The 1023-nt window shown below is 52.1% G+C and carries 2 protein-coding genes; both read right to left on the minus strand.

What is annotated here, in order from left to right:
* Window positions 1-312 (minus strand): nicotinate-nucleotide diphosphorylase (locus tag AC5V8P_RS25700; RefSeq protein ID WP_495474072.1); only part of this gene is annotated, 312 nt, incomplete at its 3' end.
* The coding region (locus AC5V8P_RS25705) for an FAD-binding protein (protein ID WP_495474073.1) at window positions 302-1023 on the minus strand (722 nt) is incomplete at its 5' end. The genes AC5V8P_RS25705 and AC5V8P_RS25700, both read right to left, overlap by 11 nt.

The raw sequence follows: 1023 nt of genomic DNA on the forward strand, positions 1-1023 counted from the left end.
AATGGCATGAGTACTCCCATTCACCTCTGCCAGAACGGTTCCCTTTTCAATCCACTGGCCATCAGTCGCTAGCGGAGTGAACGACAAGGAAGGGTCTACTACTCGAAATACAAGTTCAGCGACGGGTAAACCGGCAATCACGCCACTCTCCTTGGCATGAATGACAGCCTTGGACTGGTGGCCCGGCTCAATCGTCCAGCGTGTGGTCACATCACCGGAACCTGTATCTTCTCGCAGCCAGCTGCGAATTTGTGCTGTCAGCTCTTCCTGATATCCGCTAAACTCTCCATAAAGCTCGCTGTTAGATGTCATGAACGCTCTCCTCCGTTATCCCTTGCTCACGTCGCTGCTGGACATGCTTTCGCCACACGCGATCATCTGTCTCAGGGAAGTCCTCACGATAGTGCGCCCCGCGACTCTCCTCCCGCAGCAGTGCACCATCTACTACTAATAAAGCACAGGTAAGCAAATTGGCAAATTCGATTTCTTCCCGACTGGCGATCACAGTCTGAAACACAGGCACTTGCTCGTGCAGCTCTTCTAAAGCTGCTTGCAGGCCGTCTCTATGCCGACGAACTCCAGCATATTGGACCATCGTTTCTTGCAGCTTAAGCCGCTGTTCCACGACGGCTGAAGCCTGATACTCTGCACGGTTATCGCTGTAAGATATCAAAGTATGTCCGACCAGCGGAGGCAATGATTGCAGCCGCTCGAGAATCCTGCTGGCGAACACAATAGCCTCTGATAACGAATTGCTCGCCAGACGATTAGCGCCGTGGACACCTGTGGAAGAAGTCTCGCCACAGGCGTACAAACGCCCAATGGAGCTTTCCCCGTATAGATTGGTCTGGATACCACCCATCATATAATGGGCCGCAGGAGCAATGGGAAGCCAGCCTGTCGTCATATCCAAGCCATATGACAGACATGTCTGATAAATCGTTGGAAAACGTTGCTTTACCCGCTCAGGCGGTTCGTGTGTAATATCCAGGTATACAAACGTAGATTGGGTACGTTCCATCT

The organism is Paenibacillus sp. N119s, assembly GCF_059447605.1.